Annotated in this window: 22 protein-coding genes, 4 tRNA genes and 1 pseudogene; 10 read left to right on the plus strand and 17 right to left on the minus strand. The window is 68.0% G+C overall.

From position 1 onward, the window contains the following. The first annotated feature begins 173 nt into the window (after nt 1–173). Entirely contained in the window at nt 174–1,067 is an 894-nt protein-coding gene (locus ACLJQF_RS35075; RefSeq protein ID WP_020638699.1) for an amidohydrolase family protein, read from the plus strand. A gap of 74 nt (nt 1,068–1,141) precedes the next feature. Here ACLJQF_RS35075 and ACLJQF_RS35080 read toward each other — a convergent pair whose 3' ends face one another. The 5 genes from ACLJQF_RS35080 to ACLJQF_RS35100 form a co-directional block, all read right to left on the minus strand. Further along, on the minus strand, nt 1,142–1,753 hold the full coding sequence (locus ACLJQF_RS35080; protein ID WP_026468110.1) for a TetR/AcrR family transcriptional regulator: 612 nt from the start codon (nt 1,751–1,753) through the stop codon (nt 1,142–1,144). A 306-nt stretch (nt 1,754–2,059) separates the two neighbouring features. Next, the gene (locus ACLJQF_RS35085) at nt 2,060–2,737 is read right to left on the minus strand and encodes a carboxymuconolactone decarboxylase family protein (protein ID WP_125592017.1); all 678 of its coding nucleotides are present in this window, start codon (nt 2,735–2,737) and stop codon (nt 2,060–2,062) included. Next, nucleotides 2,709–3,488, minus strand: coding sequence for an SDR family NAD(P)-dependent oxidoreductase (locus tag ACLJQF_RS35090; RefSeq protein WP_020638695.1), 780 nt, complete (start codon nt 3,486–3,488; stop codon nt 2,709–2,711). The genes ACLJQF_RS35085 and ACLJQF_RS35090 overlap by 29 nt, the downstream gene beginning before the upstream one ends. A 70-nt stretch (nt 3,489–3,558) precedes the next feature. Next, nucleotides 3,559–4,059 (minus strand): TetR/AcrR family transcriptional regulator, encoded by a 501-nt coding sequence (locus ACLJQF_RS35095; RefSeq protein ID WP_020638694.1) that lies wholly within the window; start codon nt 4,057–4,059, stop codon nt 3,559–3,561. Between the two features lie 103 nt (nt 4,060–4,162). Further along, nucleotides 4,163–4,552, minus strand: coding sequence for a nuclear transport factor 2 family protein (locus ACLJQF_RS35100; RefSeq protein ID WP_221761432.1), 390 nt, complete (start codon nt 4,550–4,552; stop codon nt 4,163–4,165). 160 nt (nt 4,553–4,712) lie between these two features. Between ACLJQF_RS35100 and ACLJQF_RS35105 the strand changes: the two genes are divergently transcribed. The 4 genes from ACLJQF_RS35105 to ACLJQF_RS35120 are packed head-to-tail and all read left to right on the plus strand — an operon-like array spanning nt 4,713 to nt 10,090. Then, nucleotides 4,713–6,257, plus strand: a complete 1,545-nt coding sequence (locus ACLJQF_RS35105; protein ID WP_043790660.1) for an FAD-dependent monooxygenase — start codon at nt 4,713–4,715, stop codon at nt 6,255–6,257. 49 nt (nt 6,258–6,306) lie between these two features. Further along, the gene (locus ACLJQF_RS35110) at nt 6,307–7,131 is read left to right on the plus strand and encodes a VOC family protein (RefSeq protein ID WP_051183863.1); all 825 of its coding nucleotides are present in this window, start codon (nt 6,307–6,309) and stop codon (nt 7,129–7,131) included. Further along, on the plus strand, nt 7,128–8,393 hold the full coding sequence (locus ACLJQF_RS35115) for a hypothetical protein (RefSeq protein WP_026468107.1): 1,266 nt from the start codon (nt 7,128–7,130) through the stop codon (nt 8,391–8,393). The genes ACLJQF_RS35110 and ACLJQF_RS35115 overlap by 4 nt, the downstream gene beginning before the upstream one ends. Further along, nucleotides 8,390–10,090: an AMP-binding protein gene (locus tag ACLJQF_RS35120; protein WP_410614586.1), complete on the plus strand. Its 1,701-nt coding sequence runs from the start codon at nt 8,390–8,392 to the stop codon at nt 10,088–10,090. The genes ACLJQF_RS35115 and ACLJQF_RS35120 overlap by 4 nt, the downstream gene beginning before the upstream one ends. A 10-nt stretch (nt 10,091–10,100) precedes the next feature. Here ACLJQF_RS35120 and ACLJQF_RS35125 read toward each other — a convergent pair whose 3' ends face one another. Beyond that, nucleotides 10,101–11,441, minus strand: coding sequence for a protoporphyrinogen/coproporphyrinogen oxidase (locus ACLJQF_RS35125; RefSeq protein WP_185839831.1), 1,341 nt, complete (start codon nt 11,439–11,441; stop codon nt 10,101–10,103). A 284-nt stretch (nt 11,442–11,725) separates the two neighbouring features. Between ACLJQF_RS35125 and ACLJQF_RS35130 the strand changes: the two genes are divergently transcribed. Then, a complete protein-coding gene (locus ACLJQF_RS35130; RefSeq protein WP_020638687.1) occupies nt 11,726–12,382 on the plus strand; it encodes a TetR/AcrR family transcriptional regulator in 657 nt (218 codons plus the stop codon). Here the strand turns inward: ACLJQF_RS35130 and ACLJQF_RS35135 are convergent. Genes ACLJQF_RS35135 through ACLJQF_RS35150 form a run of 4 tightly spaced genes read right to left on the minus strand, consistent with a single transcriptional unit; the run spans nt 12,355 to nt 17,031 of the window. Then, nucleotides 12,355–14,100 (minus strand): FAD-dependent oxidoreductase, encoded by a 1,746-nt coding sequence (locus ACLJQF_RS35135; protein WP_020638686.1) that lies wholly within the window; start codon nt 14,098–14,100, stop codon nt 12,355–12,357. The genes ACLJQF_RS35130 and ACLJQF_RS35135 overlap by 28 nt on opposite strands. Before the next feature lie 11 nt (nt 14,101–14,111). Next, entirely contained in the window at nt 14,112–15,080 is a 969-nt protein-coding gene (locus ACLJQF_RS35140; protein ID WP_410614587.1) for a VOC family protein, read from the minus strand. Beyond that, complete coding sequence (locus ACLJQF_RS35145) at nt 15,077–15,997, minus strand: alpha/beta fold hydrolase (protein WP_020638684.1); 921 nt, start codon at nt 15,995–15,997, stop codon at nt 15,077–15,079. Before ACLJQF_RS35145 ends, ACLJQF_RS35140 begins: the two co-directional genes overlap by 4 nt. Next, nucleotides 15,997–17,031: a dihydrodipicolinate synthase family protein gene (locus tag ACLJQF_RS35150; protein ID WP_020638683.1), complete on the minus strand. Its 1,035-nt coding sequence runs from the start codon at nt 17,029–17,031 to the stop codon at nt 15,997–15,999. Before ACLJQF_RS35150 ends, ACLJQF_RS35145 begins: the two co-directional genes overlap by 1 nt. 224 nt (nt 17,032–17,255) lie before the next feature. On the opposite strand from ACLJQF_RS35150, the gene ACLJQF_RS35155 reads away from it, so the two are divergent. Next, complete coding sequence (locus tag ACLJQF_RS35155) at nt 17,256–18,788, plus strand: aldehyde dehydrogenase family protein (RefSeq protein WP_020638682.1); 1,533 nt, start codon at nt 17,256–17,258, stop codon at nt 18,786–18,788. A gap of 79 nt (nt 18,789–18,867) precedes the next feature. Here the strand turns inward: ACLJQF_RS35155 and ACLJQF_RS35160 are convergent, their stop codons facing one another. The 3 genes and pseudogenes from ACLJQF_RS35160 to ACLJQF_RS35170 all read right to left on the minus strand — a co-directional run bounded on the left by ACLJQF_RS35160 (nt 18,868) and on the right by ACLJQF_RS35170 (nt 21,919). Beyond that, nucleotides 18,868–19,131 carry a hypothetical protein gene (locus tag ACLJQF_RS35160; protein ID WP_020638681.1) on the minus strand — a complete coding sequence of 88 codons (264 nt, stop codon included), beginning with the start codon at nt 19,129–19,131 and terminating at the stop codon, nt 18,868–18,870. Nucleotides 19,132–19,318: 187 nt separating this feature from the next. Beyond that, a pseudogene (gene tnpC, locus ACLJQF_RS35165) lies at nt 19,319–20,745 on the minus strand (IS66 family transposase). A gap of 742 nt (nt 20,746–21,487) precedes the next feature. After that, complete coding sequence (locus tag ACLJQF_RS35170) at nt 21,488–21,919, minus strand: histone-like nucleoid-structuring protein Lsr2 (RefSeq protein ID WP_043790656.1); 432 nt, start codon at nt 21,917–21,919, stop codon at nt 21,488–21,490. A 224-nt stretch (nt 21,920–22,143) separates the two neighbouring features. Between ACLJQF_RS35170 and ACLJQF_RS35175 the strand changes: the two genes are divergently transcribed. Both ACLJQF_RS35175 and ACLJQF_RS35180 read left to right on the plus strand, forming a co-directional pair. After that, complete coding sequence (locus tag ACLJQF_RS35175; protein WP_020638678.1) at nt 22,144–22,476, plus strand: helix-turn-helix domain-containing protein; 333 nt, start codon at nt 22,144–22,146, stop codon at nt 22,474–22,476. Nucleotides 22,477–22,628: 152 nt separating this feature from the next. Then, a complete protein-coding gene (locus ACLJQF_RS35180) occupies nt 22,629–23,840 on the plus strand; it encodes a tyrosine-type recombinase/integrase (RefSeq protein WP_020638677.1) in 1,212 nt (403 codons plus the stop codon). Between the two features lie 50 nt (nt 23,841–23,890). Here the strand turns inward: ACLJQF_RS35180 and ACLJQF_RS35185 are convergent. The 4 genes from ACLJQF_RS35185 to ACLJQF_RS35200 form a co-directional block, all read right to left on the minus strand. Next, a tRNA-Val gene (locus ACLJQF_RS35185) sits at nt 23,891–23,965 on the minus strand. Nucleotide 23,966: 1 nt separating this feature from the next. Next, nucleotides 23,967–24,037, minus strand: a tRNA-Cys gene (locus tag ACLJQF_RS35190). Nucleotides 24,038–24,061: 24 nt separating this feature from the next. Then, nucleotides 24,062–24,134: transfer RNA gene (locus ACLJQF_RS35195), tRNA-Gly, on the minus strand. A 112-nt stretch (nt 24,135–24,246) separates the two neighbouring features. Continuing rightward, the gene (locus tag ACLJQF_RS35200) at nt 24,247–24,672 is read right to left on the minus strand and encodes an SsgA family sporulation/cell division regulator (protein WP_013227152.1); all 426 of its coding nucleotides are present in this window, start codon (nt 24,670–24,672) and stop codon (nt 24,247–24,249) included. A 390-nt stretch (nt 24,673–25,062) separates the two neighbouring features. Here ACLJQF_RS35200 and ACLJQF_RS35205 point away from each other — a divergent pair. After that, nucleotides 25,063–25,134 (plus strand) — tRNA-Val (locus ACLJQF_RS35205). The last annotated feature ends 637 nt before the right edge of the window (nt 25,135–25,771 follow it).

The following is a 25,771-nucleotide window of genomic DNA, read 5'->3' on the forward strand; positions in this document are numbered from 1 at the left end:
CACGATCCGGCCGGCCCGGTCGGGCGCGACCGGAGCCGAAGCCGGCGTCTGGTGTCCGGCCTCATAATAATTTACTTGACTAGGCTGTAAATGAATCGCACGATGGGGACATGAAGACGATCACCCTTGAAGAACACTTTGGAGTTCCGGCAGTCAGCAAGTGGGTCCCTGAGATGCAGGGGGACTGGCTGGCCGGCCAACTCGACGACCTCGGCGAAGGGCGGCTCCAGGAGATGGACGCCCACGGAATCGACATCCAGGTCCTTTCCCTCCTCTCGCCCGGCGTGCAACTGCTCACCGGTCAGGAGGCGGTGCAGACCGCCCGGAACTCCAACGACCTGCTGGCCAAGGCCGTGCGGGAACACCCGACGCGATTCATGGGATGGGCCGCGCTGCCCACGGACGACCCCCGAGCCGCCGCGGACGAACTGGACCGGGCCGTGAGCGAGCTCGGCCTCGCCGGGGCACTGGTGAACAGCACATTCGGCACCAACGGCGCCTTCCTGGACGACCCCCGGTTCGAGCCGCTGCTCGCCCGGATCGAACAGCTCGGCGTGCCGCTCTACCTCCACCCTGCCGCACCGCCGCAGGCCCTGCGGAACCTGCTGTTCGACGGCTTCACGCCGGTCGTCGGCCACCTCCTCGAGACGGCCTCCTGGGGCTGGCACTCCGAACTCGGGCTCCACAGCCTGCGCATGGTCCTGGCCGGCGTCTTCGAGCGCCACCCGGATCTGCGCGTGGTCCTGGGGCACGGCGGGGAAATGCTGCCGTTCATGATGGCCCGCATCGACGAATTCCTGCTCCCGGAACGGACCGGGCTCGCGGAACTGCCGTCCGCCTACTTCCTGCGGAACTTCTGGGTGACCACCAGCGCCCTCACCGCGCTGCCGCCCGTCCTGTGCGCCCTGCAGGTCTTCGGCGTCGACCGGGTCCTGTTCAGCGTCGACTACCCGCTCACCCAGATGGGTCCGGTCCGCGCCGTGCTCGACGCGCTGCCGCTCGCGCCCGCCGACAAACAGAAGGTGGCCGGTGGCAACGCCGCCACACTGCTCGGTCTCGGGTCCTAACCCGGGCAGCAATGCCGGCAGGCCGCGGCGGAACCTTCCGCCGCGGCCTGCCGCGTCATCGCCGGGGAGGGGTTTCAGCCGTCGGTGCTGATCAACGGCCACAGGGTGTCGATCACCCGGTCGGCCTCGGCGGGATCGAGCTCGCCGGTGCGAAGGAAGGTCGCGAGGTAGCTGCCCAGGCACAGGTCGGCCAGGACCTCGACGTCGACGTCCGCCTTGACCGAGCCGTGGTCCTGCAACTGCCGCATCGTGTCGATCAGGATGTTCAGCTGCGGAGCGATCGTCCGCTCCCGGAAGATCTCCAGCAGGTCCGGGTGGCGTCCGGCGTCAGCCAGGATGTGGCCCATCAGACCCAGGCCCCGCTCCCGCACCTCTTCCGGCATCACCGCGCGCATGGCTGCCTTGAGGGCGTCCTGCGGGTCGAGTCCGTCCACATCGGCACCGGCCGCGCCCGGTGCGATCAGACCGAGCGCATCGACCACGAGCTCGTGCAGGTTCGCCCAGCGCAGGTAGATCGTCGGACGCGTGACGCCGGCCGCCTTGGCGATGTCTCCGAGCGACGTGCGCGCGTATCCGTCCGCCGCCAGCCGCTCCAAGGTCGCCCTGAGGATCGCGCTCTCCACCGCGGGGTCTCTCGGCCTGCCCCGGGACGCCGCCCCGGACTGGGCGGTCTGCTCGCTGGTCATGGGCGCGAGGTTATGTGCGCGTCTCGGCTACCGGCAACCCGGCCGCGTCAGCGAGGCACCCAGGACGGGGCGTCGTCCGGCCGGTACGGCGGATACTGCCAAGGGGCTTCAGCCCGGCAGCAGCGAAGTTCGGCAGCTCGGTGCCCACTTTGACATGGCGAGCAAGGTCGGCAGTGTTCTCCGGGAAGACGCCGGACTGCACGGTCCGAATCCCGCCGGCGTCAGTGGAGGCCAGCAGGGCCTCCAGCAGCGCCAAGTCAACATCACGGCCCCAGGCGTCGGGGGTCGGTTCATCCCGGCGCTTTCTCAAGATGTCGGAATGTGCTGTTGGGAAGTCTTGTATTCGTCCACGATCGTGCTGAGCACCGAGCTGTCGTCGGGTGGGTCGATCTCCAGCTGGAAGACGGTGCTCACGCGGGCAATGAGGAAGTAGAAACCGACCATGATGACGGTCTCGACCAGTTGTTGGTCGGTGTAGTGGCCGCGCGCCGCCTCGAAGATCTCGTCCGGCACCTCGGGTGATCGTGCGGCGCTGTCGGCAAACGCGAGCAGGGTGCGCTGGGCCTCGGTGAACTCGCTGGAACTGAGGTCGCGGGCGGCCAGCGCGTCGCGCTGGGCGTCGGTGACTCCCGCCGATCGTGAGATGGAGATGTGTTGCTCCCATTCGTACGGGGCCGAGAACGCTACGCCGCTGTTCATGATGACCAGCTCACGGTCGACCGCGGGCAGTGCTCCCGCGGCGAACTGGGCTGCGCCCAACTTGTTGACGGCGGAGCCGATATCGGCTGAATGCCTGAGCATGCGGACGATGTTGACTGTCACCTCGTCCGCGGGAAGTTCCGGATAGCCGATACGAGCCATGGTTGCCCGCCCTTCAATTCGTGTGTGGTCGATGTGGTTCGGACCGGTCCGGAGCTCGTTCGCGTCGGCCGGTGGACGGCTTGTGGCCAGGAGATCAGTAATAGATCGGACCGAGATCACCACCGCTGGCGATGATCGGATCGCCGTTGAGCGCGACACTGCGCGGGCTGGCCAGGAACGCGACCACTGCGGCGACCTCGTCCGGGGTGACGATCCGGCCGATCGAGATCGCCGCGCTGAACTCGCGTTCGACCTCCTCCGGCGTCAGCCCGCGGGACTCGGCATTGGCGGCGAGCGCCTTGGTTGCGGTGTCGCTGCTGGTGGGGCCGGGGTGTACGACGGTGACGTTCACGCCACGTGGACCCAGTTCGTCGGCGAGGTTCTTGGTCAGCGCGGCAACGGCGATGTTGCGTACCGAGCCGGTTACCGAGCCGGTGCGCCGCGCGGCGATGCCGCCGACGTTGATGATCCGGCCCCAGCCGCGCTCGACCATGCCGGGCGCGAACGCCCTGGCACAACGCAGATAGCCCCGTACCTTGACGTTGATCTCCGCTTCCAGCGCCGACTCCGCGATCACGCCGGGGTTGGTCATGGCCGCGTTGTTGACCAGGATGTCGACGCCGCCCAGTTGCTCGATGGCGGTGGCGGCCATGGCGGCTACCGAGGCGTCGTCACCGGTGTCCGCGCCGATCCCGATCACGCGTGCCCCGGTGTCGGCGGCGAGCAGAGTGGCCTGCTCGACCGCCGCCTGCGCATTGCGGCCGACGAGTGCGACATCGGCGCCTTCCTGGGCGAGAGCCCGGCCCACTGCCAGGCCGATGCCCCGGCTGCCGCCGGTGACCACCGCGCGTTTGTCCTTCAGTCTCAAATCCATGACATGTTCTCCTCATTTGATCGACACCGCAGTGCGATGAGATTGGCGCTGTCCCGTTAGGACGGTCAATTCAGGGGCGATGGCATAGCGCCTGTAGCACCATGTCCCCATATCGGTGCCAGACTGCGGGGTCACGTTCTCCGAATCGCACCAGCTGCAGTGCCGCGCCGCACAAGAGCACACGCACGTCCCGCGGCGTGGCGTCCGCACGCAGTTTTCCGGTCGCCCGAGCGTTCTCCATGACCTCGATCAGCGGCTCCAGGAGTGGAAGGGCGGTCTGGGAAACAGCATCCGCGAGCCGTTCGGCCAGTAGGCGATCGTGGGCCAGGACATCGAAAAGTTCGAAAACATAGACGCGGAACCCCTCGTAGGGGTCGGCCTCGCGCCGTGCCTTCGCTGTGCGTCGTGCGAGCTCGTCCAAGCCCAGTTGCGTGATCGACTCGAGCAAGTCCTCCTTGGTGGGAAAGCTTCGGTACACCGTTGCTTTGCCGACCTGAGCTTTCGCGGCGACCTGGGGAATCGTGACCAGCGCCCCGTGTTCGCGGAACAGGTCGATCGCGGCGGTGATCACCCGTTCGTGGTTGCGGCGGGCGTCTGCCCGTCCCGGTGAGGCAGTCGCGTGCCGAGCCGGTCCGGGATTCTCGGGCGAATTCACAGGACGAAACCCCTGCCCATCAAAGAGTCTGGTCAGGTCGATCGATGTCGAAGCCGCTCTCGCTCAGACGCCGGAAGCGACCATCGTCGGCGAAGGTGCCGAAGACCGCGATCTCCCGGTGGTGAAGTGAACCGTCCGCGAGGCTCAGCCGGATGGTGTGCCGCTCGGCGTAGGTGACGCCATCGCAGAGCTCGTCGAGCACGGTGACCGCGCCTCCGGTGACCTGGCTGCGCACGCGACGGATCACCTTGGCGAACTCGTCGCGGTTCAGCGTCTTTCCGTCGATGCGGTGTGTGTAGTCGGGTGCGTAGTACTGATCGAGGACCTGGTGCAGTTCGAGGTCGGGCTCGAAGAGCAGGGCCTGAAGGGCTTCGCTGATACAGGCATGACTCATTGCGGGAATCCTCACGCCGGGAGCTCAAGTGGACCCGTGGGTCCGGTTCGATGGTAGCGGACCCACGGGTCCGTTTTGGCGAGGGTTCCCGTGTTGCTCGTCACGTGGGGTCGTTCGCGGATGACTCCTGCGGCGAATTATTGACATTAACGTCAGACGGCGGTACTCCTGGAACATGGCAGCAGCTCGACGTGTGCACGTGCTCGGCGGCGGTCCCGCGGGTCTCTTCGTGGCCCGGCTGCTGGCCCTTCGATGCCCCGGCTGGCACGTCCACGTGTACGAGAGGAACCCTCCCGAGGAGACCTTCGGTTTCGCGATCGGCCTCACGGGTGGCCTGCTCAGGGCACTGGAGCAGGCCGACCCGGACATGCATCGGAGCATCACGGACGCCGCGTACCGGTTCTCTTCCGGCGGCTTCCGGCTTCCGCAGGGCGAGGCGCGGCTCGGCCGGTTCCACAGTGGCGCGATCGCTCGCGCGCAATTGCTCCGGCTGCTGCTGAAGGGGGCACGCGAGGCGGGCGTTCGCGTGGAGATCGGCCGGTCGTGCACGGCCGCCGAAGTACTCGGAGACGCGGACCTCGTGATCGCCGCCGACGGGGTCTCCAGCGCCACCCGCAACCACTTCCGTCAGGAGTTCGGCGCCCAGGTCACCCGGGGCCGCGGCAGGCTCATCTGGTGCGGCGCCGAAGTACCGCTCGACGGCGGGATCTTCATGCCGGTGACGACGCCGGACGGGCTCTTCGTCGCCCACGGCTATCCCTACGGTGAGGGGCTGTCCAGCTTCGTCATCGACGCGTCTGCTTCGACTTTGGCGAAGGCCGGATTCGGCGACCGGCAGTGGGCCGGCGAGGGTCAGTCGGACGAGGCGGCCCTGGAGTACCTGTCCAGGGCGTTCTCCGAGTTGCTCGGCGGTGGTTCCTTCATCGGCAACCGGTCACGGTGGGGATCGTTCAACACCGTGCGCTGCACCCGCTGGCACCACGGCAAGATCGTGCTGCTGGGTGACGCGGCGGCTACCGCCCATCCCTCCCTGGGGTCCGGCACGAAGATCGCGATGGAGAGCGCGATCGCCCTCGCCGATGCGGTGACGACCGTCTCGGACGAACCGGTGTCCGGCGCCCTCGAGCGCTTCGAGGCCACCCGGCGTCCCGAGGTCGAACGGCTCCAGGAACGCGCCACCCGCAGCCAGCTGTGGTGGGAGTCCTTCGAAGTCCGCCGGCACCTCACTCCCGCCCGCTTGGCCGTGGCCTACCTCAGCCGCTCCGGAGCCGTCTCCCTCGACGACCTGGCCGTCTCGGACCCGCAGCTCGTGAGGCTGGCCCTCGCGGACTTCGCCGATGTGGCGCCGAGCGAGGTGCCCGGCTCGGGGATCACCGACTGGGTGCTCGGCCGGCCGTTGGAGGCACGGCGGCACGGGCACTCCGGGTCTGCCGAGCCCACGGCGTCCATCGAGGTGACCTCCGGGGACGCCTGGGGGCTCGCCGCCGACGAACTTTTGGCGCAGGCAAGGGAGTTCCTCCGGCGAGGCGTCCACACCATTCGCCTCATCGGCGCGGACTCGCGCAGTGCCCTCCTCGACCGCCTGGCCGTCGGGGAGCGGATCAAGACGGAGCTCTCCGCCGTCGTCGAGGTCACGGCGAGCCCGGAACACCTGCGGCACGCCGCGGACGGCATCGTAACCGGCCGCGCGGACCTCGTCCGCACAGGCGACGGGTCATGAGCGCGCGGTTGCAGGAGAAATTCTTCGGATGTTCGCGAAGGGAGACGTCATGCTTTCCCAGAAGTTCTTCACCGGCAAGGGCGAGGTGAGCGGCGCCGGGACCATCGGGGCCAACCACACCGCGTTCGCCTGCTGGAACCCGGTCGAAACAATGCGGTTCTACGGGGAGATCCTCGGATTCCCCCTCGTGCACGCCGTGCCCGCCCTCGGCTGGGGCAAGGACGACAACCCCGATATGGTCCACTTCTTCTTCGACATCGGGAACGGCGACACCCTGGCTTTCTTCTACTACTTCGGCTGGCCGCGGCCGGAGCCGGTCCACCAGGTGCTCCGGCAGTCCAACCACATCGCCGTCGAAGTGCCGGACGAGGCGGGTCTGCGGGCGTTCCGGGACAAGCTCCAGGCCGCCGGATACGAGGTCATGACGGTGGAGCACGAGACCATCGAATCGATCTATGTGGACGATCCCAACGGGATCTTCTTCGAGCTCACCCGGCCCCTGCGGGACCTGACCGGGCTCGACGCCGACGACGCGCGGCGCACGATGGACGGGCTGACCGCGGCCCTGAACGCGGGCGGCACGTCCATTCAGGACGTCTGGCGGGCAAAGGCCTTGGCGAACTCCCCGGTCGGCGGCCCCGCAGTCCACGTAGTGGATCAGCCCGAGTGGCAGGGCGCGGTGGACTTCGCACGCAAGACCGGTCTCGAGACCGAGCAGCGCGACGGCTATGTCGTCATCCACAGCGCCGGGCCCTTCGAGATCCGGCGCGGGGAAACCGGGCTCAACCTGGCGGTGTGGTTCACGTTGCCCGCGGGCGGGCTGGAAGGCCGGATCACGAAATTCGACCGCGATTCGCTGAGGGTGGAGGAGTGAGCGCGGCACCCGCCAGGGTGCTGTCCGGCCGCGGCAGGGCGGCTCTGGCGACGGACTGGTACCCGGCGTCCCTGCCGGAAAAGACCACCGTCGGCCCGCACACCCTGATCAGTCACGACGGAGAGGTATCCCGTGGCGTCCTCTACGAGCCCGCCACGGCGAGCCGGACGGTCTTCTGCCTCATGCACCCCCGGCAGGACCTCCAACGGCACCCGCTGATCCCCGGGCTGCTGACGGCCGGGCACCCGGTCTGGGCGCAGACCGGCCGCGAAGGGGGCAACGACCTGCGGCTGGTCCACGAGACCGCGCTGCTGGACGTGGCCGCCGGAACGGAGTTCCTGCGCGAGCGCGGCTTCGAGCACATCGTGCTCATCGGCCACTCGGGAGGAGCGGGCCTCTATTCGTTCTACACGGAGCAGTCGCTCGCCACCCCCTCCGGCCGCGTCACCCGGACGCCGGGCGGGACGCCGGTCAGGCTGGCCGAGGCGGCGATGCCGGCGCCGGACGGGCTCGTTCTCGTCGCGCCGCACCCCGGCCAAGGGAGTCTGCTGCTGTCGATGATCGACCCTTCGGTCACGGACGAGAACGATCCGTTCTCGGTGGACCTCGATCTCGACCCGTACCACCCGGCGAACGGCTTCGGCGCGGCGCCGGAGGGGTCGCACTACCCGGCCGAGTTCGTCGAGCGGTACCGCCGGGCCCAGCACGAGCGGGTCGCGCGAATCGACGAGCGGGCGCGTGACCTGATCGCCGATCAGCTCGCGGCCCGCAAGCGGCTCAAGGGCGGCTCGGACGATCCGGCCGACCGGCGTCGCAGTGTCCTGACGCCGATCATCACCACGTACCGGACGGACGCCGACCCACGCTGCACCGACCTGCGCCTGGACCCGTCCGACCGTCCGTACGGTTCGGTGATCAGCGCGCGGCCGTCCGTGTCGAACTACGGCGTCACCGGCTTCGGCCGCCTCGCCACGCCGGAGTCCTGGCTGTCGACCTGGTCCGGCCTCTCGTCGAACGCCTCTCTCGTCCGCTCTCTCGGCGGAGTGGCGATCCCGACGCTGACCATCGAGTTCACCGGGGACTGCTCGGTGTTCCCCGGCGACGTCCAAGACGCTCTGGCCGCCTTGAAGGCCGAGGATTCCACTCACCTGCGCGTCCGGGCCGACCACTTCGGCAGGCCGCTCGCCGACGGCGACGAGTCCGGGATCGCGGTGGCCGTACGAGAAGTGGTTGCCTGGACCGAGGAGCGCATGAGCCGATGAAGACCACATCCGAGTCAGCGCCGACGCCGGAAACCCTGGTCCCCTTCCCCGAGGAGGCCGTACGCCGCTACCGCGCGGCCGGCGTGTGGTCCGACCGGACCCTGGCGCAGGAGTTCCGCGCGATCGCCGGCGAGCACCCCGGCCATCTCGCGGTCATCGCGCCCGACGCGCGGCTGACCTACGCCGAGCTGGACCGGCGCACCGATCGGCTGGCCCTCGGGCTGCGCGATCTCGGGCTGCGGCCCGGCGAGCGGGTGCTGTTGCAGGTGACCAACGGCGTCTGGGCCGTGCTGGCCTGGTACGGACTTCTCAAGGCCGGACTGGTCCCGATCGCCACCCTGGCCTTGCACCGCCGCCACGAGATCCTCGATATCGCCCGCCAGGCCGAACCCGTGGCCCATCTCATCGAACCCGACTTCCGCAGCCACGACCTGGTCGCCCTCGCCGCCGAGGTGGCCAAGGCGCAGCCGACGCTGCGCCGGCTGCTCACGATCGGTACGGCAACACCGCCCGCGGGCGCCATCACCCTGGAGTCGCTCGAGTCGGCGGATCGTCCGGTGGATCCCGCGGTCGCGCGCGCTGCGGTGGACGAGATCCAGGACGCCATCCGCGGCGATGCCTTGGGCGTGCTCCAGCTCTCCGGCGGCACGACGAACACTCCCAAACTGATTCCCCGGCTGCACACCGAGTACTGGTACAACGCGCGGACCTACGCCGAGGCCATCGATCTCGACTCCACCGGTACGGTCGTCCATCTCCTGCCCATGGTGCACAACGCGGGCATCGTGTGCGGGCTGCACGCCGCGCACGCCGTAGGCGGCTGTGTCGCACTCGCCGCGCCGGTGCCGGCTCAGCTCAAGGTGATCGCCCCGCAGGTCACGCACGCCATGCTCTCGCCGGCGCTGGCGGCCATGGTGACGCAGGACGCCGGGCTCTTCGACGCCCTGGCCGGCCTGCGCCGGCTCGTGTGGGTGAACGGCCCGCTGTCTGCCGACATCGTGGCGAGGTTCGAGACGCCGTCGCGCACCATCATCCAGATGTTCGGGATGGGTGAGGGGATGTGCATGGTCACCCCGGCCGCGGCACCCGCCGAGATCAGGCACCGGACGGTGGGCACTCCGATCGGTCCGTTCGACGAGGTCCGTGTGTACGCGCCGGGAACCGAGGATCCGGTACCGCCGGGCACGCCGGGTGAGCTCTGCGCCCGTGGCCCGGTGACCATCCGCGGCTACTTCCGGGCGCCGGAGCGCAACGCGGAAGCTTTCACCTCCGAAGGCTTCTACCGCACTGGCGACATCGTCGTCGAGATCCCGCATGGCGGCCGCAGCTTCTACCGCCTCCAGGACCGCATCAAGGACCTCATCAACCGGGGCGGCGAGAAGGTCAACGCGGCCGAGGTGGAGAACCTCCTCGTCCGTCATCCCGCCGTGGAGCGCGCCGCCTTGGTGGCCATGCCCGACGAACGGCTCGGGGAACGCGCCTGCGCCTTCATCGTGCCGAAGGCCGGTGCACGGGTCCCCGGCCTCGGCGAGGTGCAGCGGTACCTCGACGGGATCGGTGTCGCGAAGTTCAAGTGGCCGGAGCGCATCGAGCCACTTGACGAGTTCCCACTCACCAACGTCTCCAAGGTCGACAAGCGTGCTCTGCGGGCCAGGATCACGGAGATCCTCGCGGCCGAGAAAACCGGTGACGCGTAGGGATTCACCGTCATGGGTGCCGAAGTCGTTTCCCGAGCGCGGCGGCGGCACGTTCGCCGGACTCGGCCGAGCCATTGGTGCTGGGGTTCCCGAGGTAGTCCCCGGCGAGGTGGACGATGTCGTCCGGGTCCATCAGCCGGCGCAGTTCCGCGACTGTCCGGTAGAACCCGACGGATCGTGAGTTCGCCGCGGTGTCCCAGCGCTCGAGCTGCGCGAACTCCACTTCACCGGAGAATCCTGGGACGACGGCATCCATGTGCCGCAGCATCTCTGCCAGCATCTCGTCGTCGGGCCGTTCGGCGGCCGCCTTGAGGTAGCTGTCGACCCAGTGTCCGGAGACGACCGCTTTGCCGGCCGGCACGGATTCGGGCATGGACCGGGAGTCGTAGGTCACGATACCCAGGCCCAGGCCCGCCTTGCTGGGGACGGCGATGAGGCCCGGCAGGTTCGCCGGAGCACGGCGCAGGGCGAAGATGCCTTTGAGGATACCGGCGTACGGGATCGACTCGATCAGTTTGCGCTGGCCATCGGGCAGGTCCGGATAGATGTCCAGCACCGCCGGACCGTTGACGGCGAGCACGCAGCCACGGGTCTCGACCGTGTGGTCGCCGCCGGCGTCGTGCCAGCGGGCCCGGACCCCGGCCTCGGTGCGCCGGACCTCCTGGACCGTGGCTCCCGTGCGCACGTCGAGCAGGGAGGCGAGGTGCCTGGCCAAGAAGTCGATACCGGTCGGATATCGCATCGGGCCGCCCTGGGTGAACTTGCCGAGCGTCACGAAGAGGTCGACGACGGACATCTTCGCCGGGTCCTCCAGGTAGACGCCCCGGAGCAGGGGGTCGATCAGGTAGTCGTAGATCTCCTGGTGCAGCCGGCGCCGCGCGTACGTCGGCACCGTCTCGGTGTCCAGCCGGGCCGCCGCCTCGTAGTCGTCGTGCCCCAGCTGGCGCTTCCACCGCCTCATGTCGACGAGAAGCCGGCCCAGCAACAACTTGCTCCGCGAGGACAACAGGTCGGTGCGGACCCCTTCCATGACGGCGCCGAGGCCCTCCCCGCCCAGCGACCGCAGCCTGCCGTCACGGGGAATGCCGATGCTGAGGGGCAACGGCCGGAAGGGGTTGCTGAGGCCGGCGTCGGCGCAGAGGCGGATGACGGCGGCATGGCCAGCCGGGAGCAGCGTCGCCGCGCGGTTCAGCACGAAGCCGTCGCGCCGGGTGCTCCTCATCATCCCGCCGACGGTGTCCGCTGCCTCGAACACGGTGACCGTCCGGCCCTGCTGCTGAAGGCGGAACGCCGCGGCGAGACCGGCGATTCCCCCACCCACGACCATTACGTCGGGTTCGGGCTTGTTCATGATCGACCTTCCGGAAATCTTGCTGACTTGCCTGTCCATGTTTCGTCGATGGAGTCGAGAATGGGAAACGGCGGATGCGCTGACCAGCGCTCGAGCCGATGTGCCCGGCGTGCCGAACTCAGGCCGGTCGCTAGTATCAAGACATGACGGAACGCTCGGGGAACGCCTCCAAAAGTGCCAAGCCGGAGAGTCGGCGCCGAGCACAGCCCAAGAGCGCGGCAGGACGCCGCTCTCCGAAAAAGCCGGCCGACACCACCACGCGCCCCACGGCGCGGCGGGAACTGGTGGAAAACGAGATCTTCGAGCAGGCAGCCCGCCTCTTCGCGGAGCGCGGGTTCGCCGGCACGAACCTTCAGGACATCGCCGACGTGATGGGCATCACCCGGCCTGCGCTCTACTACTACGTGAAGAGCAAGGACGACCTTCTCGCCAAGCTCGTGGCCCAGATGACCGAAGCACCCGCCGCGGAGATTGAGGCACTCGCCAACGACGACTCCCTCGACCCGGCCGCGAGGCTGCGCAAGATCGCCCATCTCATCGCCTTCCAGCGGGCCGGTCACCCCAGCCGGTTCCAGTTGCTGCTCCGGTCCGAGGCGGACCTCCCGCCGGCCGCTGCCAAAGCGAACAGAGCAGGTCAGCGCGCCGCCCTGACCGGTCTCATGCACGTGATGGAGGAGGGAGTCCTGAAGGGCCAGTTCCGGCCGGTGGACACCCGGGCGGCGGCGCTCGCCGTGGCCGGGATGTGCAACTGGGTGGCGTGGTGGCACCATCCCGGCGGCTCTCTGCACACCGACGAAGAAGCCGCCGAGCTGGTGGCCGACATGGCCGTGGCCATGGTGATCCGGCCGGACGAACGGATACCGGAGGTCTCCGGCCCGAAAGCCGCGCTGGCCCTGCTCCGCCAGGACCTCGACTACTTGGAGAGAGTCCTCGACGCCTGACGCTCCGGCCGGTTGCACTGTGCGGTCACCGCGCCCCGTACCTGGTCCAGCAGGGCGCCGGGGTCGGGCGGCAGTGCCGCCCCACGCCAGGCGACGTGCTGGTCGGGGCGGGCGAGCACGAGAGCGTGCCGATATCCCAGGTCCGCGAGATCGATGCCCTTCTCGACATCCTCGGCCGGGTCGACATTGACGACCCGGAGCGGCACTCCCCGCTCCGCGGCCGCGGCTGCCAACGGCGCGACGTCGACGTTGTCGTCGAAGCGCAACAGTGTGAAGCCGTCCGGCAGGGCGTCGTACAGCGACTCTCCGTCGGCGAACCAGAAGTGGGGCAGCCGGGCGCCCGGCACCGTGGAGGGCTGGTAGTCGCCCATCGTGAACGGCGGGGGTTCCTCGCCGTCGTGCACGACGATCGGTGAAGTGCCGTACGTGTAGCCGAAGTTGAGCCCGGTGGGCACCATCGACCGGATGTTCGCGTCGCGCAATCGCTGCCCGAAGGCCCGGCGTGCCGCAGCACCGGCCGCGCTGTCCTCCTCGATGACCTCCGACTCGGTCTCCTGGAGCACCTCGACGAAGTTCGAGGCGAAGGCCGACACCTGTTCCGTGACCGGCCGCCGTTCGGCGTCGTGTGCGGCGAGGAGTGATTCCGGCGCCCATCCCTGGAGCACGGCGTCCATCATCCAGGCGAGGTTGGCCACGTCCGCGATGCCGGCGTTCATGCCGTAGCCCCCGTAGGGCACCCAGAGGTGGGCGGCATCCCCGCTGAGGAACACCCGGCCCACCTGGAAGGTGCCGGCGACCAGCCGGCGGCCGATCCAGTCCTCGTCGCGCACGGTCTCGTAGGTGAAGTCCGGACCCACTCCCAGCGCGTCGCGTAGCGCCTTGTCCAAGTCGAGGTCCGCGAACTCGCGCGTCGGCGGCATGAAGCAGTGGAAGTTCCACAGTTCCTCGCCGTCGATGGCGAGGAGCGAGGACCAGATGTCGTCGACGATGAACCAGTTCATCCACGCCCGTGGGTAGTTGAAGCGGGACAGCAGATCCGGCGCCCGGAACAACCGGGTACGGGCCCGGGTGAGGTTGTCGTCACCGCGCAGGCGCAGTCCGAGCGCCTTGCGCACGCTGCTGGACGCGCCGTCCGCTCCGATCACGTACCGGCTGCGGATCTCGAACTCCTCGCCGGTGTCCTCGCGCACGGCGTACGAGACCACGTGGTCGTCGTGCTGCTCGAACCCGGTGAACCGGGTCTCGTGCAGCACCGGCACCTCGCTGAACCGCTCGCGCAGGTGGTGGCGCAGGACCGGCTCCAGGTAGAGCTGGCTGACCCGTGCCGCGCGCTCGGGCGAAGGCAGGTCGCCGTCGTCGTAGCCGTGGTCGTCGAAGCGGTCACGGCGACAGGGCATCCGGAACCGGGTGAGTTCGTAGCCGGTGAGGCGGGTGGCGTAGACGCCGTCGTTCGGGAAGTCGTCGGGCAGGCCCTCGGCCCGGATGGCGTCGGCCACGTCGAGCCGGCGGTAGATCTCCATCGTCCGGGCGCTGATGTGGTTGCACTTGGCGCTGGCCGGGACGTCGGCGCCGCGCTGCTCGATCACCACGACGTCGTTGCCCCGGTGAGCGAGCTGCATCGCGGCGGTCAGGCCCACCGGTCCGGCACCCACGACCAGGACCGCGGTCTCGATCGCTCTCGGCGCGTGGCCCGCGGCAGCGGGGGTGTCGCCGTTCATCGCGGAGTTCCTCACTTCCGGGCCTGCGCGACGAGCTCGGTGAGCGCCTCGTCGATTCCGGCGTCGCCGGTCACGACGCCGCCCTTGCCCACGAACTCGGGCTTGGGCTTGGCCTGCCACAGATCGGCGTCCTCCGGGGCAGCCGACATGAAGCGCGGCCCGCGGTAACCGGTCTCCGGGAACTGCTCCATGCCGAGCGTGTACTCCCAGAGCATCCCGTCGGGATCGGTGATGTAGAGGTGGACGCTGCCCGAGGTGGGATGCCGGCCGATGCCGAACGCGCGTTCCACGGCGTGCTCCTCGATCCGGTTGAACAGTTTGCCGATGTCGTCGATGGAGTCGACGAGGAACGCGAGGTGGTGGAACGCGGGGGCACCGGTGCGGGTGGGCAGGTATCCGAAGCCGTGGTGGTCGCTCACCGGCCACGGCCGCATGAACACGGAGGTGTAGTCGCCGACGATGTCGGATGCGAGAAAGCCCATGTTGTCCAGCAGGAACTGCGTGGAGCGCTGCACGTCCGGCACACCGATGCCGACGTGCGCGAACCGCTTGAAGGTCGTCAGGTCGCCGTCGAGCGGGCGGCTCAGGTACTCCATGCGCGAGTAGTACTCGAACTCGACGCCGTTGACCGGCTCGCGCACGCGGAAGGCATCGCTGATCGACAGGCCCAGCGCGGCACGCTCCTCCGCCGGGACACGGCGAGGCTTCAGGCCGAGCTGCCGGAAGTGGTGGAACGCGCGCGAGACGTCGTCCTCGGTCTCCAGCTCCCAACCGGCCCGCACGAAGCCGGGCTCGGCCGCGGGCTGGAGCACCACCTCGTGGTGCCGGGGGCCGGATCGGTAGAACCTTTCCCCCGACGGACCCTCACCGGTGAAGGTGAGGCCGTAGATGCCGGTGGCGAAGTCGTGGGTGCGGGCGAGGTCGGTGACGTTGAGCGCGACGTACCCGGCTCGCTGGTAACGGAAGTCGGCGGTGGTCATGCGGAAGCCTCCTCGGGCGTGGTGTCGGATTCGTTCTCGGTGTCGGCGCGGGTGTCGCCGTACCGGGCGACTCCTGCGTAGAAGTCGAGGAGCACGCGGTTGAAGTCCGCGGGGTTCTCGATGGTCGGGTAGTGGCCGGCGCCGGGCAGCAGCAGCACGTGGGTGCCGGGGTAGTCGGCGCGCATCTCGTCGATGAACAGCTTCCGCTCGTGCGGGGTCTCGTCCTCGCCGAGCAGCAGCATCAGGGGCAGCCCCCGGGCGGAGAGCTTCGCGGCGATGCCGGCGCGCCGCTCGCGGGACAGCTGCGGGATGGTGACGAACGCGGTGGGGGAGGTGAGCCGGTGGGCGGCGGCGAACGCCTCGAGGATGTCGGGACTTCCCAGCACCTTCGGGCCCCAGAACTGCCCGGAAGCCAGCCGGTCCTGGTAGACCGCCATCATCCCCTCGGTGCGCGCCTGTTCGTGCATGCGCCGGAAGTTCTGCTGCGCCTGTTCCCCGAGGGCGTCGTAGGCCTTCTCGCGCGCATCGTTGATGATCATGTACGTCGACGAGATCACGAGGCCCTTGACCCGGTCCGGGACCCGGTCGAACAGGTGCAGGGCGACGTTCGCGCCCCAGAAGGCCTGGCCGAACAGGTAGAACCGGTCGATGCCCAGCTTGTCGAGCAGGGCCAGCTGGTCGTCGACCATGTTGTCGAACGTGTAGAAGCCGGCCGCGGCGGCCTCGTTCTCCTCGTGCGTGGTCAGGCCGTGTCCGCGCAGGTCGGCCGCGACTGTGCGGTAATGCCGGGACAACTCCGGGAAGTTGCGATCGAAACCCGTGATGTTCGACGTCAGGTTGTGGACCAGCAGCAGGTCTTCGCCCCGGCCCCCGTCCCGGTAGTTGATCTCGATTCCGTTGAGGGGTACGAGCGGCATCAGCGGTCTCCGATCCGGACTTCGGCACGCGTCACCGAGGCCGCGTACTCCTGGTATTCCTCCTGCAGCGCGGCCCAGGCTTCGCCGCCGAGCCGGCCGAGCTCGGCGATGTGGTCCGGCACGAGGTGGTGCGGTGGGCGGTGCGGGCCGGCGCGGAGGAAGCCGGCCACGTTCATCCGCCCCTTCTCCAGGGCGATGTTGTGCGTCTGGAACGTGTCCATGTCGCCGTAGGCGATCGTGGGCAGTACCGCCGCACCGATCTGGTCGTTCAACGTCCGGGCCAGGGTCCAGTCGCCGGTGCGCTTCGCCTCGGCCACCCGCTCCCGCAGGGCGATGGCCGGCGCCGGCCCGCACGAGGCGCTGCTCGACCAGAACGCGACGGCCGAGTCCGGGTCGATCCGGGCGGCGGAGTAGAACTCCGCGTCGATCGGCATCAACCGGATCCGGCCGGCGCTGGCCTCGAGGTCACGCAGGTAGGTCGCGGCCCCGGCGGTCTTGGCCATGACGACCTGGGGGATGTCGGCGACCTGGGCCCAGAACGCGGGCGGGAAGCCGAACTTGAAGACGCCGGGGTTGGCATAGACGCAGATCGAGATTTCGGGCACGGCTTCGGCCACGTCACGGAAGAACTGCGCGGCCGTGGCGGTGTCCGGCCTGTTCCACATCGGCGGGCCGATCATGGTTCCGTCGACACCGAGATCGCTTGCTTCCCGTGTTTGCCGGATGGTCTCGCGCGTGCTCAGACTCGACGTCCCGGCGAACACCGGTACCCGGCCCGCGGCGGCCTCGACCATCGTGGTGATGAAGGTGCGCTTCTCGTCCCAGGTGAGCGTGGCGGTCTCGCCGAGCGTGCCGAGACTGAGAATGCCGTCGATCCCGGCCTCGATGAGGGCGTCGACCGCCCGTGCCGTCTCGTCCACGTCCACCGTGTTGCGCGCGCGCCAATCGGAAGCGTCGTCCGTGGCGGGTGTCGGGATGATCGCCCACGCACCGCGGATGTCCGCGGCCGTGAGGCGATCTCTGAGTTTCGTCATCTTCGACCAGGTCTTCCTGTACGCAGGCGCGGGGTCCGCGCCACAAATTTGTCGTCTACGTAGAAAGTTAGACGCGTGAGTTGAGCGCGTCAACGACGATCACCGTGCCGACCGCCACACTCGTTTGACGCGTGGTGCGAAAAATTGACGGTAAGGTTGAACTCGGGTCTGTGCTGTGTCTACACTCCGAGCGCCGAGGCGGCCGATCAGAACGGAGTGAGCCCATGACGACGGAGTCCGAGGTGCTGACCAGGACCGAACGCGCGCAGCGGTACTTCCGTGCGGAGTACGGCCACTTCATCGGCGGCCAATGGACGGAGGGCAACAGCGGACGAACGATTCCCGTCACCAACCCGGCCGATGGAACGCTGCTGTCGACGATCCAGGCAGGCGACGCGGCGGACGTCAACCGCGCGGTGGCGGCCGCCAAGGCCGCCTTCCCCTCCTGGTCACGTTCTCATCCGATGCAGCGCCAGGCCGTGCTGGCGGAGATGGCGCGCCGGTTGAAGGCCCGCATCGACGACTTCGCGATGATGGAGACCCTCGACAACGGGAAGCCGATCCGCGACTCCGCCGGGTTCGACCTGCCCGGCACGGCGGCTGTCTACGACTTCTACTCGACGACGCCGCTGCACCTGCGCGGCGAGACCATGGACTTCCCGGACGCCATCTCGCTCGTCCACCGTGAGCCCCTCGGCGTGTGCGCCGCGATCGTGCCGTGGAACATCCCGATGTACTGCACGGCACTGAAGCTCGCGCCGGCGCTCGCCGCCGGCAACACCGTGGTTCTCAAGCCCGCCGAGTCGACCTGTCTGGCTGTCCTCGAGTTCTTCGCCGAATGTGCCGACATCCTGCCTCCCGGCGTCGTCAACATCGTGACCGGTTACGGTCCCGAAGCCGGCGAGCCACTGGTGACCCACCCCGACGTCCGCAAGGTGTCGTTCACCGGCTCCAAGCCGACGGCCCGCAAGATCATGGGGTACGCGGCGGTGAACATCATCCCGCAGACCATGGAACTCGGCGGCAAGTCGGCGAACATCATCTGCGCGGACGCCGACCTCGACGCGGCGGTCGAGGGTGTCGTGATGTCCACTGTCTTCAACAAGGGCGAGGTCTGCATCGCGGGTACCCGCACCTTCGTGCAGCAACCGGTCATGGAAGAGTTCCTGGAGAAGCTGAAGACCGTTCTCCGCAGGGTGTCGCAAGGCGATCCGACACTGCCGGAGACGCAACTGGGCCCGCAGGCCGGCCAGGTGCAATTCGACAAGGTCAAGTCCTACCTCGAACTCGGCCCACAGGAGGGTGCGAAGGTGCTGACGGGTGGGGTTCCGGCGAGGATTCCCGGACTGGAAAAGGGACTCTTCATCGAACCGACCATCTTCACCGAGGTCGAGAACGACATGCGGATCGCCCAGGAGGAGATCTTCGGACCGGTCACCTGCGTCCAGGCCTGGACCGACGAGGAGGAGGTTTTGCGCCTGGCCAACGAGACGCCGTACGGCCTCGGAGGTGGCGTCTGGACCCGCGACCTCGGCCGCGCTCACAGGTTCGCCCGCGAGATGCAGACAGGCTCGGTCTGGATCAACCGGTACTACAACTTCGTTCCGGGCCAGCCTCTCGGTGGCTACAAGGAAAGCGGCTTCGGGCGGGAGAACTCCTTCGAGACGCTTCTCCATTACACCCAAGTGAAGGCCGTCGTCATCAACCTCGCCGAAGGACCGCTGGGGATCTACGGTTCAGCACCAGCCGCGATCTGACGCGAAGTTGTCCGCGCAGCACAGCGCTTTCGGGTACGGCGCAGGCACAGTTGGTGTCGTTTGCCGCTGCGCCTGGACATCAGGCGACGCGGGGTGTGGCCGGGCCGAGATTCACGACCTCCTGGTGTTGCCGGTGTTCTTCGGCCAGGCGGCAGACAAGCGGATCGAGAACTGCCAGATCGGCATGTTCCTGGCCCATGCTTCCGGGTTCGGGCATGCGCTGATCGACCGGGTTGGCGCCCCAGGCGACGCAGAGCGCGAACCGGCTCTCGAACGCCGCAGCGCGGGGTGCGTAGTACCCGCCGAGGAACCAGCCCACGATCCCGATCCGGCTGGTGTCCACTTCGGACCGTTTCGCGTGTCGAGCCGATGCCGTCGTCGTTCGCGATCAATGCACGCATATCTAGTGTCGGATTTCAGCGCCGCTCGGTAGCCCTCGGCAGACGCTGACGTGAGCCGGCTGGCGTACAGCCGCCATGCGGCGCTATGGTCTGTCGCATGAACACGCATCCTGCGCAGGGAGTAACTGTTCAGGTCGTTTCGACAGCTGTTGGCAGCCAAGGGTTTCCGGTGATGGCATCACGGAGCGCGGTGATGACGTGCAGGCTGTTCTTGCGGACGGTGGAGATGTAGCCGCGGACGCGCAGCCATGCCTGGGCGCCGTGCCGTGTGCGCCAGCCGCCGGAGATCTTCAGCTGGGCTTTGATCATCCGTAGGTCGCGTTCGGCCTGGTTGTTGGTGAACGGGACGGTGAGGTCGCGGGCGAAGAGCAGCACTTGGTGCTGGTAGTCGCGTAGGCGCACCAGCAGGTTGCGGGTCTTGCTTTGCTTGCGGCCTCGGTCCGGTGGGTGCAGCAGCAGCCCGAGATGGATGGTGCGGACGAACCTGGAGATCAGCGGATCGACGACATGGGCGGGGATGGCGTCCAGGCCGGCGTCGCGTGCGGCATGGGCGGCGGTGTTGAGCTGTTCGAGGGTTTTCATGGCGATCCGGGGCCAGGTGTGCTCCGGGTGGGCTTCGCCGGCCGCGACCAGTTCGCGGAGGTGGTGGGCGTTGCAGCGGGTGTGGTTGCGTCCGAAGTCTTGATACGACATGAGGCCGTCGTGGACGCGACGCCGCGGAACCGGGTGAGGATCCCGAACTCGTCCATCGCCTCACCACCACGCTGGCGGTGCGGCAGGTAGGCGGTCAGGTGTGGGGTGCAGGCGACGTGCAGCCACCAGTTCTTCCCTTCGACCCGGATGCCGGTCTCGTCGAAGTGGGCCACCGGCGCTGCCCGCAGCGCCTGTTCGACCTGCTCGGCGAACCCCTCGAGCCGGGTGGCGACCGGGGAGAGGACACCGGCGACCCAGCCGGTCGACACCGGCAGCCCGAGCAGGTCCGCCAGCAACTGCGCTGTCCGAGCGACCGGTATGTGCTGGTAGGTCAGCAGATATGCCGCCAACGCGGTCACGTTCGGCCCGTAGCAGGCCGGCGCTGTCGCCTCCGCCGGGCCGGGTGCGGTCGTGATGTGGCGGCAGCCGCGGCACCGCAGCCGGTGCAGGCGGTGTTCGGTCACCGACGGACGCACCGGCGGCAGATCCACCACCTGCCGCCGGATGACTCCCACACGCTCGGCACGGCGCAGACCTGTCCCGCATCCCGAGCATGCCGACGGCGCATGCTCGACGATGGTGTCCGGGTTCTCCATCAACGACAGGGTCGCCCCAGGTGCGCCGGGTTGCTTACCCTGCTTGCGGCCGGACTTGCCGCGCAACGACTTCGGGGCAGGTTTGCTGAACCGGTCCGATGAGGGTGGCATCGAAGAGTTACCCGAGTTCGTCCCCAACTGGCGCTTGAGCGCAGCGACCTCGGCCTGCAACGCGGTGATCTCTTCCCGTGCACGTACGAGCTCCACCGCCTGCGCTGCGACCAGCGCGGCCAGCTCGTCATACGACGGACGAACACCTTTCCCCACAACAAGATCATCCCACAGACCCGCTCACAGCCCCAAAACGACCTGAACAGTTACCGCAGGGATGCTGCGAACATGTGTTCGAGTCCCCCTTTGAACACGCAGACATGGGGTAATCTCCCGCGTTCTGGGCGCTTCCCACAACCCGGCCGCGCGGATCGTCGCGTGTGGGTTCGAGGGTGCGCGGGTCGGGACATTACTGATAGCCGATGACGTTGGTGGTTTCGTGGTCATGGCGCAATGACGCTGCCGTTGTTACTTCAGGTGGGCCACTCGGGGTTGTCGGGAGCTGTGGTGTCGCCGTGCACTTGGAATTGTCATGAGTGTCGGTAAGCCGGTTCGGGCGTGAGCTCACCCAGCTGGCAATGGACTCGAACGCGTCTGGGTCGGTTGTGCCGTCGATGCCGAGGTCGGTTCAAGCCGTCTTGGAGCCGGGGATCGACGGAATGCTCGTCGGCCACGGGTAGTACCAGCTGCCAGCGTGATTGGCCCGGCCGGCTGCTGCGAGCCGCTGGAGCTCGCCAGTGAGCGCTGGCTCCGGCAACCGCATCAGGGCCGCCCCGCAACGCGCCAACTGACCGGTGCCTGTCTCCAAGCGCGGGAACAACCGGAGTTAGAGGTCACCGGTGCCAGCTCGGGCGCCGGATCGCTTGAGATGGAGCGCCGATGATTCTTGTCTTTCGAAGGGTTCCCGGTGTGCGGTCTGACGGTGCGTCGGCCGGGGTGGTGTCCTCCTGCTGGCGAGTCATTTGCTTCGCGTCGACTTTGGTCGCGCTGTTGATTGTGCTCGGTTCTTTCGCGAGGGGCCGGAGTTTTCGGTCTTTCGTGATGCGTGATAGGCGTCGACTATCGAGGCTGGAATTCGTCCTCGGTTGGCCACTTCGTGGCCGTTTTGCCGCGCCCAGTTCCGGATGTCGTGTGTAGCTGTGTATTCGGTGGCTGCTTCGGTTTCGGTCGTGGTGTCAGTGGTTGCTTGGCCGACGGCGACCTTGATGCGGCGGCCGCCGGTGCGGCGCGCGGCCGACACGTACGGTGTCAGCGCTTCGCGTAGTTCTTCGGCGTTCGGCGCGGATAGGTCGATCTCGTAGGACACGCCGTCGAGTCCGAACGGGACGGTCTGTTCGGCCGGGCTGCCGTCCGTGTCGTCGAATATCTCGATGCTGACCCTCTTGGCCATTTGTGTTTCCTTCCGTTCCGGTGCAGGTGCATGGTGAATTGGTCGAATAGTAGCGTCGTGGAATCGTGTGGTGTCGGCGGGTAGGTGTCTGGACGAGTCTCTTTGAGTTTCTTTCGAGAAGCTGTTGACCGTCTGTGGTCTTGTAGGCATGGATGGGGTGTGTGGTGTGGCGAACACTTCCCTGTTTTGAGTCGAGTTCTCCAACAGGAACATTGGAGGTTGTGATGGAAACCGAACGTGACCAGGGGCAGGTCAACGCTGTTGCTGCTGCGATCCGGGAGCTCGCGGCGGCGGTCCGTGCGGCTGTGCCGGAGCCGCCGGTGGATCCGGACGCGTTGCTGACCGCGGAAGAGGTGGGGGAGCTGTTGCAGCTTTCGCCGAGGACGTTGAAGGACCAGGCCGCCGTGGGAGTGCTGCCGCATCACCGCTTCGGCAAGCACTACCGGTTCACCCGTGGCGATGTCGCCGAGATCGTGCGGTTGAGCGCGGCGCCGGTGAAGCCGCCGCGGCGGCGGGTGTCCGTTGCGGACGTTGCCCAGGACTTCCGCGCCGCGTGAGGCGGGCGGAGTAACAGAGAAGGAGTTGAAGGATGGCTCACGGCCAGGAAGAGCCCGGCACGGGTGAGTGGCGTGCCCGGTACAAGCGTCCCGACGGGACGTGGGGGAGTAGGTCAGGGTTTCCCACCAAGAAGGCGGCCGAGGATTGGGGGGTGGAGCAGGAGGCGCTGATCCGGCGGAACCTGTGGCTGGATCCTCGTGATGGCGAGACGCGCTTCGATGACTTTGCGGAGGAGTGGCTGGCGGCGGTGGCTCCGCGGCTGGAGCTGAACACAGTGGCGAAGTACCGCTCGTTCCTGGACACGCAGCTGCTGCCGCAGTGGAAGGCGTGGCCGCTGATCGCGATCTTCAACGGCTACGTCGAGATCGAGCGGTGGCTCTCGGAGCTGCACGAGGACTACGCCGAGTCGTCGGTGTCGTCGTACTTCGCGCTGTTCTCCACCATCCTCAACGCTGCCGTGCGCGCTCGGATGATCCCGGCCAACCCGTGCAGCGGGGTGCGCGTGTCCAAGGGCGAGTTCGACGCCGAGCGGCTGGTGGCCACCCCGGCGCAGGCCTTGCGGGCCGCGATGCGGCTGTACGAGCTGGGTCTGGGGATGCGCGGGTTCGTGCTGTGCTTGATGGATTTCTATACCGGCGCCCGATGGGGTGAACTCGTCGGGCAGCAACGGCACGAGTACGACTCCGAACGCCGCGGCATCGACATCCGGACACCGCTGAAGGAAGTCAGCGGGAAGGTCTACAAAGGAGGACGGAAGAGTGATGATCATCACTCAGACGGCCGCCAGCGGCCACCGACGAGGCGCGGGAACTCCCGGCCCAAGAAGGGCCGGACCAAAACTCCTGCGGGTACGAGGTTTGTGGCGCTCCCGCCCGGGATCGCGGTGCTCTACGAGGAGTTGATGGACAGCCATCGGGAGCCGTTCGTGCTGTGCACGCCGGAGGGGTATCCGTGGCGGCGGTCGAACTTCCGCATCCGGTTCTGGCGGCCGGCCTGGGACGGGGTCGAACTTGATGACCCTGGTGCGGGGGAGCGGCGCCCGCCGATCCTCCCGACGTTCACCTTCCACGAAGGCCGGCACACGCACAGCACCTGGCTGACTGAGGACGGGATCCCGGAGGTTGCCCGCCGGGCGCGGCTGGGCCAGAAGATGAAAGGCATCGCCCGCGTCTACGACCATGTGACCCCGGCCATGGTGAACCAGATCCTGGACGCCCTGGAGGAACGCTGGCTGCGGTCGCTGGCGTCCCTGTACCCGGGGGAGCGCGCGAAGCTGGTGTCCTGGTTCCCGCACCTGCGGTCCCAGCGGGCGATTGGGCCGGGTCCGGGGGCCGTCGCCGGATCGTCGCCGACTGACAGCTGAAAGCCCCGCCCCTCCGGGGAGGGACAGGGCTTCTGACCTGCGAAAACATGTGGTGCGCGATACTGGGATTGAACCAGTGACCTCTTCCGTGTCAGGGAAGCGCTCTCCCGCTGAGCTAATCGCGCGAGGTGGAGACGGGATTCGAACCCGTGTACACGGCTTTGCAGGCCGTTGCCTCGCCTCTCGGCCACTCCACCGTGACAGGCCTCGAGAGCCTACCGAGCGGATGACGGGATTCGAACCCGCGACCCTCACCTTGGCAAGGTGATGCGCTACCAGCTGCGCTACATCCGCACTCCTCAACTCCGGGAAGCTGTTTCCCCGTCGCTGTGGTGTGTGAAAACCATATCGGACCCCGGAGACGGGTTCGACACCGGGGTGTCACTCCGTAGTTGCAAGGCCGTCATCAGGCCAGATCGTGCGGGATGAGGTGGGTGAGTGCGTCGTCGACGTCGACCCACAGGTGCTCGTTGCCCGGGAGGACCACGTCGTACGTTCGGTCGAGGAAGTCGGCCAGCTCCTGGGCGGACGCCTCGAACATGGCGTGCCCGGACGGCGAGTTCAGCTCGATCAGGACGGCTTCGGGGTCCTCGACGGAGGGGCGGATGCGGACGTCCCCGTCACCCGCGTCGGCCAGGAGGCCGTCCGCGAGGAGGTCGCGTGCGTACACCCACTCGACCCAGCCGGCGCGGCCGGTGCGGAAGGCGGCGACGACCGCGTACGGGTCGCGTGTGTCGTAGCGCAGCTCCACCTTGACCGGAACCGCGGGAGTCCGCGGCGCCAGCAGGTCGAAGACCGCCGTCGAGCGGAGCGTCACGTGATCGTTGCGCATCGTCCTACCCTTCGTCTCCCTTCCCGGCCCGGCCCGGCCGAGGGCGTCACTGCTTTGACGCATCAGGAGGCCGATTCCCTCGCGGGTGCGCCGCAGATCACCCGTCCGGGCGCTTCGGCCCCCATCTCCACCCGTGACCACCTGCGGCGCGCAACTGACCGGCGCGCCCCGCGGAGCCCACGCCTCCATACTGCGCGGTTTAGTCGCCGGGCGATAGCACCGTCGCACGGATGTCGAACGTGGTGTCAGGCGGCCCCCCGGCCGCACAACCCCGGCTAGCTCGGGGTTGTGCGTTCCGTACTCGCCGGTAAGCGGAGTGTGGTCGGACAGGACCACCCGTTTGCAGGCGCCTGAAAGTCGTACGCTAGAGTTTCGGACAACACCGCGAGCGGGCGATTAGCTCAGCGGGAGAGCGCTTCGTTCACACCGAAGAGGTCACTGGTTCGATCCCAGTATCGCCCACCCGAATGCCGTAGAGAGAGCCCTGTTCGCCGGAGAGCGAGCGGGGCTTTTTTCGTCAGCGCCGCCGGCCTCGGGCGCCGCGCCCCAGGCCGGGCCGCATTTCCGTGGCCGAGGCCGGCGTGTACCCGTCGTCCGGGCAAAACGGAGTGAACGATCCGTTCGGATCATCCGTATCAGCTTGCGAGAGCGGTTCGCGCCCCCGCCGCCGGGGCCCGCCGGAACTGCCTTCGAACCTGGCCGCCGCGGCGGTTTTTTGTCGAACGCCACCCGCGGGAGGTCGGATGTGATCCTCGGCACGCCACGTCGTCCGTCGCCGCGTGGTCGTCCGGCGACGACGTGTGACAAAACCGGCGCGCGTGACGATGTGACGACGAATGTCACCGTCGGTGGCCGCCGGGCCCTCGCGACGGCTCCCGACGGTCCGACCGGGTCCACTGTGGACCTTCTGCGCTCCGCAGTGTCCACAGTAGAACCCGGAAGGCCTCGCGGGCCCGTTCGGCGGAGCTTGGTCCACCCGGGTGCGGGTATCACTCCTTTTGCTACGGAACGTAATTTTCACGGAGATACGCCCACTCACCCATCGTCTTCATCTTGTTATCTTCCGGCCATTTTCTGGCGGGGATGGCACGCAGCATGT

This window comes from Amycolatopsis sp. lyj-109, assembly GCF_046548995.1.
Lineage (GTDB): Bacteria > Actinomycetota > Actinomycetes > Mycobacteriales > Pseudonocardiaceae > Amycolatopsis.

What these genes read in the sequence shown, in the direction of transcription:
- ACLJQF_RS35075 (WP_020638699.1), top strand. Translation starts at nt 174, where the DNA reads ATGCAGGGGGACTGGCTGGCCGGCCAACTCGACGACCTCGGCGAAGGG.
- ACLJQF_RS35080 (WP_026468110.1), bottom strand. Translation starts at nt 1,753, where the DNA reads ATGACCAGCGAGCAGACCGCCCAGTCCGGGGCGGCGTCCCGGGGCAGG.
- ACLJQF_RS35090 (WP_020638695.1), bottom strand. Translation starts at nt 3,488, where the DNA reads ATGGATTTGAGACTGAAGGACAAACGCGCGGTGGTCACCGGCGGCAGC.
- ACLJQF_RS35105 (WP_043790660.1), top strand. Translation starts at nt 4,713, where the DNA reads ATGGCAGCAGCTCGACGTGTGCACGTGCTCGGCGGCGGTCCCGCGGGT.
- ACLJQF_RS35110 (WP_051183863.1), top strand. Translation starts at nt 6,307, where the DNA reads ATGCTTTCCCAGAAGTTCTTCACCGGCAAGGGCGAGGTGAGCGGCGCC.
- ACLJQF_RS35120 (WP_410614586.1), top strand. Translation starts at nt 8,390, where the DNA reads ATGAAGACCACATCCGAGTCAGCGCCGACGCCGGAAACCCTGGTCCCC.
- ACLJQF_RS35125 (WP_185839831.1), bottom strand. Translation starts at nt 11,441, where the DNA reads ATGAACAAGCCCGAACCCGACGTAATGGTCGTGGGTGGGGGAATCGCC.
- ACLJQF_RS35135 (WP_020638686.1), bottom strand. Translation starts at nt 14,100, where the DNA reads ATGAACGGCGACACCCCCGCTGCCGCGGGCCACGCGCCGAGAGCGATC.
- ACLJQF_RS35140 (WP_410614587.1), bottom strand. Translation starts at nt 15,080, where the DNA reads ATGACCACCGCCGACTTCCGTTACCAGCGAGCCGGGTACGTCGCGCTC.
- ACLJQF_RS35145 (WP_020638684.1), bottom strand. Translation starts at nt 15,997, where the DNA reads ATGCCGCTCGTACCCCTCAACGGAATCGAGATCAACTACCGGGACGGG.
- ACLJQF_RS35150 (WP_020638683.1), bottom strand. Translation starts at nt 17,031, where the DNA reads ATGACGAAACTCAGAGATCGCCTCACGGCCGCGGACATCCGCGGTGCG.
- ACLJQF_RS35155 (WP_020638682.1), top strand. Translation starts at nt 17,256, where the DNA reads ATGACGACGGAGTCCGAGGTGCTGACCAGGACCGAACGCGCGCAGCGG.
- ACLJQF_RS35170 (WP_043790656.1), bottom strand. Translation starts at nt 21,919, where the DNA reads ATGGCCAAGAGGGTCAGCATCGAGATATTCGACGACACGGACGGCAGC.
- ACLJQF_RS35175 (WP_020638678.1), top strand. Translation starts at nt 22,144, where the DNA reads ATGGAAACCGAACGTGACCAGGGGCAGGTCAACGCTGTTGCTGCTGCG.
- ACLJQF_RS35200 (WP_013227152.1), bottom strand. Translation starts at nt 24,672, where the DNA reads ATGCGCAACGATCACGTGACGCTCCGCTCGACGGCGGTCTTCGACCTG.